9 protein-coding genes and 1 other RNA gene are annotated in these 7,839 nt (G+C 53.8%); 8 read left to right on the top strand and 2 right to left on the bottom strand.

The genetic code is table 11. The features are described from left to right. Positions 1 to 179: 179 nt before the first annotated feature. Positions 180 to 1,274, bottom strand: coding sequence for an endolytic transglycosylase MltG (mltG, locus tag Q0Z93_RS09025; protein WP_298064741.1), 1,095 nt, complete (start codon positions 1,272 to 1,274; stop codon positions 180 to 182). Positions 1,275 to 1,372: 98 nt separating this feature from the next. On the opposite strand from mltG, the gene ffs reads away from it, so the two are divergent. From ffs to gap, 8 genes are all read left to right on the top strand, one after another. Beyond that, positions 1,373 to 1,471: signal recognition particle sRNA small type (ffs, locus tag Q0Z93_RS09020), an RNA gene on the top strand. Positions 1,472 to 1,657: 186 nt separating this feature from the next. Next, the gene (locus Q0Z93_RS09015; RefSeq protein WP_298064739.1) at positions 1,658 to 1,969 is read left to right on the top strand and encodes an NVEALA domain-containing protein; all 312 of its coding nucleotides are present in this window, start codon (positions 1,658 to 1,660) and stop codon (positions 1,967 to 1,969) included. 199 nt (positions 1,970 to 2,168) lie between these two features. Then, positions 2,169 to 3,173 (top strand): 6-bladed beta-propeller, encoded by a 1,005-nt coding sequence (locus tag Q0Z93_RS09010; RefSeq protein WP_298064736.1) that lies wholly within the window; start codon positions 2,169 to 2,171, stop codon positions 3,171 to 3,173. Beyond that, positions 3,173 to 3,730, top strand: a complete 558-nt coding sequence (locus Q0Z93_RS09005; protein ID WP_298064735.1) for a hypothetical protein — start codon at positions 3,173 to 3,175, stop codon at positions 3,728 to 3,730. Before Q0Z93_RS09010 ends, Q0Z93_RS09005 begins: the two co-directional genes overlap by 1 nt. Positions 3,731 to 3,853: 123 nt before the next feature. Then, the gene (locus Q0Z93_RS09000; protein ID WP_298064733.1) at positions 3,854 to 4,468 is read left to right on the top strand and encodes an L-threonylcarbamoyladenylate synthase; all 615 of its coding nucleotides are present in this window, start codon (positions 3,854 to 3,856) and stop codon (positions 4,466 to 4,468) included. 6 nt (positions 4,469 to 4,474) lie between these two features. Then, a complete protein-coding gene (locus tag Q0Z93_RS08995) occupies positions 4,475 to 5,020 on the top strand; it encodes a DUF4199 domain-containing protein (RefSeq protein WP_298064732.1) in 546 nt (181 codons plus the stop codon). Between the two features lie 11 nt (positions 5,021 to 5,031). Beyond that, positions 5,032 to 5,982, top strand: a complete 951-nt coding sequence (locus tag Q0Z93_RS08990; protein ID WP_298064731.1) for a glycosyltransferase family 2 protein — start codon at positions 5,032 to 5,034, stop codon at positions 5,980 to 5,982. Positions 5,983 to 6,164: 182 nt separating this feature from the next. Further along, positions 6,165 to 7,169: a type I glyceraldehyde-3-phosphate dehydrogenase gene (gap, locus tag Q0Z93_RS08985; protein WP_298064729.1), complete on the top strand. Its 1,005-nt coding sequence runs from the start codon at positions 6,165 to 6,167 to the stop codon at positions 7,167 to 7,169. A gap of 76 nt (positions 7,170 to 7,245) precedes the next feature. Here the strand turns inward: gap and ispF are convergent, their stop codons facing one another. Further along, complete coding sequence (ispF, locus tag Q0Z93_RS08980; protein ID WP_298064724.1) at positions 7,246 to 7,728, bottom strand: 2-C-methyl-D-erythritol 2,4-cyclodiphosphate synthase; 483 nt, start codon at positions 7,726 to 7,728, stop codon at positions 7,246 to 7,248. Between the last annotated feature and the right edge of the window lie 111 nt (positions 7,729 to 7,839).

The raw sequence follows: 7,839 nt of genomic DNA, 5'->3' as shown, positions 1-7,839 counted from the left end.
TAAATCGTAACCTATTACTATCAAGAGCAATTAACCTACGCTCATTTCCAATAAATTACACTCTTTTCGTAACTTCATTAAACAAAGATAAATAATGTTTCTCGATATCCCAACTCATTGAATATAGAATATAGGACTAATGATATGGCCGCAAATATGGTCAATTAACCGAACGATTATTATCGGATACCTCGTCGGTTCAGTTCCGTCGTATAAGCCGCCGCATTGCGGTTATGTTCCGGTAAAGTCCGGGCAAAAGCATGGCGTCCCGAGAAATCCGCCTTGGCACAGAAATAATAATAATCGTGCTTTTTGTCCGCATCCGCATAGGCCAGCGTCGCATCCAGAGCCACGATCGGCGGCACGCAGATCGGCCCCGGCGGTAATCCTCCATACTTATAAGTATTGTACGGCGAATCGTAGGCTAAGTGTTTGTTCAGCACCCGCCGGATCGACGGGTCGCCCAGCGCGAACTTCACCGTCGGATCCGCCTGGAGCGGCATTCCCGCCCGCAGCCGGTTGATATACACCCCCGCCACCTGCGTCATCTCCCCCTTGAATTTCGTCTCCTCGATCACGATCGACGCGATCGTGGCGATCTGTTCCGGCGTGTAGCCCAACTCCTTCGCTTTGGCCAGCCGTTCGTCGTTCCAGAACCGATCATGCTCCTTCCGCATCCGCGCCACGAACTCGCGCGGGGTTATTGTCCAGTAGACCTCGTAAGTGTTCGGAATGAAGAGCGAGGGGAACGTCGCCCGCGAGAATCCCGCCTCGGCGATGACCGTCGGATCGGTCAGCGTCCGCAGGATCGCCGCCGAATCCGCCTCGATGTATTTCGACACCACCCCCGCCAGCCGGTTCATCGTGCGGATGTTGTTGAATGTCAGCCGCACCGGAGTTTGGCGGCCATAGAAAAAGCCGGTCAGCGCCGCGCGGTACGACATGCCGCTCCGCAGCGTGTAACTCCCCGCTCTCACGCTGTCCAATCCGTTCGACCGTGCATAGGATTTCCACTTGCGGAGATTTTTCACATAGCCGCTGTCGGCCAGCATCCGGCCCAGCCCGGCGAAAGTCGTGCCCGTAGGCACCTGGACTGTTCCGTCCCTGACGATAGCGGTGCCGAAACGGTAGTCGTATTGTTTCCAGCCGAAAGCGCCGGCGATCACCAGCAGGATGGCGGCCAGCGCCGCGATCACTGCGATGCCGCGGGCCGAGAGCCTCCTGTGCCTGCCCTTTGCGGAGCTTTTGCGGCGGGTGGTCTTGTTTTTTGCCATAAGCGGTTGCGTTGTTTTGCGAACCCAAAGGTACGCAAAAATCGAAAATCGCCGGGCGGGGTTGGGGAAGTCCGAAAATTGCTGTATTTTTGTGCCGTGGGTAAGTCTTGTACGACCAGCTCCTGCTGAATCCCCCAGGGCCGGAAGGCAGCAAGGGTAGGCGGTCGCAGCGGTGCGATGCAAGTAGCTTGCCCACTTTTTGTTTCTGAATATTTCTTGCTTTCAGAATGAAAGCAAATCGGTTCGTTTCGGAACCGGAATGGGATTCGGGGAGTTATTGTTTTGTTATTTCGGATGTTTTGTGTTATATTTGGGATAGTGTCCGGTGTAAACCGGAGGCGATTGTTAATTTTTAAATAAACCATTATAAAGTAGACGAAAAAATGTTTGTCGGAGCCGTTGCGATTGCCCTGGCGGGCGGGGCTTATCTGAATTCCCAGCAAGTACAACGTTCGGAAACGGTATCCGACCTGATGCTGGCCAATATCGAGGCCATGGCGGACGGTGAGGTAGAGGCGGGATATGTAAATACTAAAACAACAACAGAATCGTATGGGGAATATTCTAACGCAGGAGGAGGTGTGCTTTGTCGTCCGCATGTAATTGAAACGACTTGTTGGGGGAATGGAACAGAATGGTGTACGCATACTGCATCTCTGTCTCAGGATTGCTTTACACCGAATAACTCGTTATAAGCAATTTGAATTTGTCACTATGTCGTACGATATAGTGACAAATTTTATTGTGTTGAATCTACGAATAATAAGAATGATGCTTATGAAACTTACTTACATTCTTTGTGGAATGGGGCTTGTTTTGGGATTTGGTAGCTGTTCTTCCCCGAAATCAAAACCCGTCGAAGTCCCTGTTATTCCCATTGAATCCGGCAAACAAATGACCGACGAGGAGATGTCGCAGCATTTCACGAACGATCGGTTGGTGGTGCTGAAAGGGGTAATGTTGAACCGGATCGATCGGATTATCGATTGGGGCGATCGTTTCGTGATTTTTGACCGGCGGGGACAACAGGCGGTGATCTTCGACACGACCGGGAACTGCCTTGCGCAGATCAAACGGCTCGGGAAAGGGCCGGGAGAATATGTCCAGGTGGGGGATTGTACGATAGATAATGCCGGTAATGAACTGATTCTCTGTGCCGATCAGCCGGGAAAACTACTCTGGTTCGATCGGGACGGGAAGTTCCTGCGCGAGAAACGGGTCTCGAAATGTTTGATGGAAATCGCATGTTTCGACGAATACTTGTACGGAATCGATTGTTCGTTGCAGGGGAACACCGTTACACGTATTGTTCCTTCGGAAGAGGAAACCCCGATATTGCCGCATCGTTCCGATTGTCCGGCGATGTTAGCCGGGAAGTTGATCTCTACGAATGGAAGAACCGTATGGCTGAGCCGGCCTTTCGATTATATAGTCTATGCCTTGAATGGAGGGACTGGCGAATTTGAACCGAGGTACAGACTGGATTGGGGCGATGAAGGATTGTCCGAAACCCAATTGACTGAAAAGCTGGATGAGGATCAGATTCGCCGGGATCAGAAGACCTATCATGTGACCGATGTGGGGCAGGTGGGACCGTATCTTTTTGCTAAAGGAATTTCTTTTAAAACGGGGTTTGGCCAGATGATCGATATGCGGACGGGTGAGGTGAAAAGTCTCGGTTGGACTCAGTTGTTCGGTTCGCCGAATTGCCGGATCGGGGGGTATGGCTTGTTGGAGAATCAGGACCGGCGGATCGTACATGAGGTTTCGGAAAACGTTCTGGAAATATGGAGCGAGGGGCTGAAGAGCAAGGGCGAGTCAAATGCGGTGTTGGATTCGGTGATGGCGGCCAATGCGGAGGGGATGAATCCGGTGCTGTTGTTTCAGGATGTCATCTGATGGGACGGATACTGATTGCGGGTATAGCCCTCTCGGCATTCGTATTCCTGACCGGGTGCGGTTCGAGGGAAATGCGTCGTACGATTGCCGATCTGACAGGGTCGACGATCGTTTTTCCGGAGGAGTTGCAGGCCCGGGTGTTGGATCGCGATACGGTGCTCGACGGAAATTTTGCCGAACCGTATAAACTGGTGGTTTATATGAATTCGACCCAGTGCGACGGTTGCCGGCTCAAAGATCTGTTGGTTTGGAAACATTATATGCGTCAGCTCGATTCGATAGTAACTCCGGATAGCTTGCGGCTCGTTTTTATTTTTCATCCGAAAGATACTGCCGTGTTGGAGCAACAGTTGACATTGTACGATTTCGATCGGCCGGTATGGGTGGATCGGAACGGAGATTTTGAACGGAAGAATCCGTTGCCGGCCGATCCGGCGTTCCATACTTTTTTGCTCGGGCGCGATGACCGCATTCTATTAGTCGGCTCGCCGGTGGGACGGCCCGGAATGTGGAAACTGTATAAAGAGACTGTGGCCGGGAGCGCTTCCGGAAAGTAATACCGGCCGGGAGTGAAGTCTGGTGTGGTAATATTAAAGGAAAATAGGGAGCTTTCGGATGCGATATGCCGGAGGCTTTTTTCATATTGCATGTACTCTGTCAAAAATTGATAACTTTGTGTTATGATTATCAAACTATACCCCGAGAATCCCAACGAACGCACGGTGCGGCAGGTGGCTGACGTTTTGCGCGGGGGAGGGGTGATTGTCTATCCCACCGACACGGTGTATGCTTTGGGGTGTGCTCTGGACCAGCCCAAGGCGATCGAGCGGCTGCGGACGATCCGCGGCGGAAAGGATGCGGCGGAGATGGCTATCGTCTGCGCCGAGATCGGCGAGGCGGCGGAGTATGCCAAGGTGGACAATCTGGTCTTCAAGCTGCTCAAACGGAATCTGCCGGGGCCGTTTACGTTTATCCTGCCGGCTTCGTCGAGGATTTCGGAAAAGGTCATGGTCGGGCGCAAGACCGTCGGGGTGCGCATTCCGGACAACTCCATCGCGCAGGCCATCGTGCGGGAGCTGGGGATGCCGTTGGTGACCGCTTCGGTGCGGACGGACGATGTGGGGGATGAAATCGAATACATCACCGACCCGGAGCTGATCCGGGAACGCTATCCGGCGGTGGACGCCGTGGTGGACGGGGGAATCGGGGATGTCTATGCCTCGACTGTCGTCGACTGTACGAAGAACGGCGAAGTGGAAATCGTGCGGCAGGGGTTGAGGGAGCTCGAATTCTAAAGACTTATGGACGAACAAACGCGCAAAAAGAAATACAGGGGAGAATTGCTCACGGCGGGTATGGTGCTGGGACTAGCGATGTTCGTTGTTCTTGTGCTCCAATACTTGGCCCGGGATCTGCCGGGGGGCTTTCTGTCGGGGCTGCTCTCGTTTGCCGGTTTCGCGGTGATCGTGGCGGTGCTGATTGTATACGGGCGGCGGGCGGCGGCGCTGTGTCCGCCGGATCCGGTGCTGCGGCCGGGCGGGTTTACCTACGGACGGGCTTTCGGATTCTCGATCCTGGTCTCGCTGCTGAGCGGGATTGTGTACGGGGCGGGGTATTTCCTGATGACGGAGGTGGTCGATCCCCGGTATTTCGCACAAGGGATGGAACGCGTGGCTGAATTGTATGTCTCGTCGGGACTGATGACCGCCGAACAGGTGCGGGAGGGGATGGCGCTGATGCACAACCTGTTCGTGGTGATTTTCGCCAATATGATCGCCATGTCGCTTCAGGGCGGATTCTTGGCGTTGTTCACTTCGGCGATCGTTCGCCACCGGACGGTTAAATAGAGGGTACGCTTATGGATATTTCGGTAGTTATTCCGGTATATAATGAAGAGGAGTCGCTCGTGCCGCTCATGGAGTGGATCGACCGGGTGATGGGGGAACGGAGGTTCGCCTACGAGGCGATTTTCGTGGACGATGGATCGACGGACTCTTCGTGGACGGTCATTACGCGGCTCAAGGAACGGTATCCGGAAACTGTCCGCGGGATCCGGTTCCGCAGGAATTATGGGAAATCGCCGGCCTTGTACTGCGGTTTCGAGGCGGCGCAGGGAGAGGTGGTGATTACTATGGATGCCGACCTGCAGGATTCGCCGGACGAGATTCCGGAACTGTATCGCATGGTGACGGAGGAGGGGTATGACCTGGTGTCGGGGTGGAAACGGAAGCGGTACGATCCGGTGGGCAAGACCCTGCCGTCGAAGTTCTTCAACTTCACAGCGCGCTGCGCCAGCGGGATCCGGCTGCACGACTTCAACTGCGGGCTGAAGGCCTATAAAAACAAGGTGGTTAAGTCGATCGAGGTCTATGGCGAGATGCACCGCTTTATTCCGATCTTGGCCAAACAGGCGGGGTTCCGGCGGATCGGCGAGAAGGTGGTGCAGCACCGGGCGCGGCAGTTCGGGGTCTCGAAGTTCGGCTGGGAGCGGATGATCAAGGGGTATATCGACTTGCTGACGGTGCTCTTTATGACGCGGTTCGGGCGGCGGCCGATGTATATTTTCGGGGGATTGGGGACGGTGATGTTCCTGGTGGGGCTGATTATTACGGTGTGGCTCATTGCCGAAAAGCTCTGCTTGCAGGGGCAGGGGCTGCCGTTGCGGCCGGTGACGGACCAGCCGCTGTTCTATATCGCTTTGTTGGCGGTGGGGTTGGGGGTGCAGACTTTTCTGGCGGGATTTCTGGGCGAGATGGTCAACCGTTCGGCGCCGGAGCGGAACCGTTATCTGGTGGACGAGCGGCTGTAAGGTGAATTTTCCCTCTCCTGGCGGTGGAAAGGGGACGCAAAAATTGTGCGGTTTTAAAAATTTTATTAAAATTGCAGTCGGAACAGTAGGTTGCGCCGGGCTGCTTTTCTCTTCTGGCGGGGGCGGCGTGCGGAGGCTGATGGATCGGGAATTACCAAAACACAATAAAAAACTCAAAAGTTATGTCTAAAATCAAAGTAGGTATCAACGGTTTCGGCCGTATCGGCCGTCTGGTGTTCCGCGCGGCAATGACCAAAAACGATATCGAAATCGTGGGGATCAATGACCTGGTGCCGGTGGACTACATGGCGTACATGTTGAAATACGACACCATGCACGGACATTTCCAGGGGACGATTGCCGTCGAAGACGGGAAACTCGTGGTGAATGGCAAGGCCATTCGCGTGACCGCTGAAAAAGATCCGGCAAACCTGAAGTGGAACGAAGTAGGGGCTGAGTATGTGGTGGAATCCACCGGTCTGTTCCTGACCAAGGAACTGGCTGAAAAACATATTCAGGCTGGGGCGAAACGCGTCGTGATGTCGGCTCCGTCGAAAGACGATACCCCGATGTTCGTGATGGGGGTAAACAACAAGGAATACAAAGGACAGACTATTGTTTCCAATGCTTCGTGCACCACGAACTGTCTGGCGCCGATCGCCAAGGTGCTGAATGACAAGTTCGGAATGGTGGACGGGTTGATGACTACCGTTCATTCGACCACGGCTACGCAGAAGACTGTCGACGGACCGTCGATGAAGGACTGGCGTGGCGGACGGGCTGCTTCGGGGAACATCATTCCGTCATCGACCGGTGCTGCCAAGGCGGTGGGGAAGGTCATTCCGGCGCTCAACGGGAAACTGACCGGTATGTCGCTGCGCGTGCCGACGCTGGATGTCTCGGTGGTGGACTTGACTTGCAACCTGGCCAAGGATGTGACCTATGACGAAATCTGCAAGGCGATGAAGGAGGCTTCGGAAGGCGAACTGAAAGGCATTCTGGGGTATACCGAAGATGCTGTCGTTTCGAGCGACTTCTTGGGCGATGCGCGTACTTCGATCTTCGACGCGAAGGCTGGTATTCAGCTGACTCCGCGCTTTGTGAAAGTCGTTTCGTGGTATGACAACGAATGGGGGTACTCCAATAAGGTGGTGGAACTCATTCAGCACATGAATACGGTTAAGTAGGTCTTTCTCTTTACTTAATGGGAAGGGCGCCCTGATTTTTCAGGGCGCCCTTCTTGCTTATTCGGAGAGTGGTGTGCTATTGGAGGTAGAGCAGGGCAGTGGCGTACACGGCGATCCCTTCCTCCCGACCGGTGAATCCGAGCCGTTCGGTGGTGGTCGCTTTGATGGAAATGTCTTCGGCGGCAACATCCAGGATCGGGGCCAGCGTCTCCCGCATCCGGTCGATATATGGTCGCAGTTTCGGCGCCTGTGCCAGTATCGTGCAGTCGGCGTTTCCTAAAATATAACCTTTCTCATGCACTAATTTCATACATCTCTTGAGTAATACTTTGCTGTCTATCCCTTTGAATACCTGTGCATTATCTGGAAAATAAACTCCTATGTCTCCCAATCCAAGGGCGCCGAGCAGGGCGTCGCATAGGGCGTGGATCAAAACGTCGCCGTCGGAGTGGGCTACAAAGCCTTTATTATGTTCAATGCGTATGCCGCCGAGCCACATGGGTAACCCTTCTGCCATTGCGTGCACGTCGAATCCGTTCCCTATTCGTATCTTTTTCATTTTTATTTATTATTTTTAATCGTTCGTTTATTTCCTACCCTACTGTGAGTGACTGTTCTTTCTTTGAAAAGAAAGAACCAAAGAAACTTTCAGATAGCTGCGCTACTCCTT

Origin of the sequence: uncultured Rikenella sp., assembly GCF_947628055.1 — a bacterium.
Classification (GTDB): domain Bacteria; phylum Bacteroidota; class Bacteroidia; order Bacteroidales; family Rikenellaceae; genus Rikenella.
This window is presented reverse-complemented; position numbering and strand designations above follow the sequence as displayed.

Coding starts and splice junctions, on each gene's coding strand:
- mltG (WP_298064741.1), bottom strand. CDS start 1,274: ATGGCAAAAAACAAGACCACCCGCCGCAAAAGCTCCGCAAAGGGCAGG.
- Q0Z93_RS09015 (WP_298064739.1), top strand. CDS start 1,658: ATGTTTGTCGGAGCCGTTGCGATTGCCCTGGCGGGCGGGGCTTATCTG.
- Q0Z93_RS09010 (WP_298064736.1), top strand. CDS start 2,169: ATGACCGACGAGGAGATGTCGCAGCATTTCACGAACGATCGGTTGGTG.
- Q0Z93_RS09005 (WP_298064735.1), top strand. CDS start 3,173: ATGGGACGGATACTGATTGCGGGTATAGCCCTCTCGGCATTCGTATTC.
- Q0Z93_RS09000 (WP_298064733.1), top strand. CDS start 3,854: ATGATTATCAAACTATACCCCGAGAATCCCAACGAACGCACGGTGCGG.
- Q0Z93_RS08995 (WP_298064732.1), top strand. CDS start 4,475: ATGGACGAACAAACGCGCAAAAAGAAATACAGGGGAGAATTGCTCACG.
- Q0Z93_RS08990 (WP_298064731.1), top strand. CDS start 5,032: ATGGATATTTCGGTAGTTATTCCGGTATATAATGAAGAGGAGTCGCTC.
- gap (WP_298064729.1), top strand. CDS start 6,165: ATGTCTAAAATCAAAGTAGGTATCAACGGTTTCGGCCGTATCGGCCGT.
- ispF (WP_298064724.1), bottom strand. CDS start 7,728: ATGAAAAAGATACGAATAGGGAACGGATTCGACGTGCACGCAATGGCA.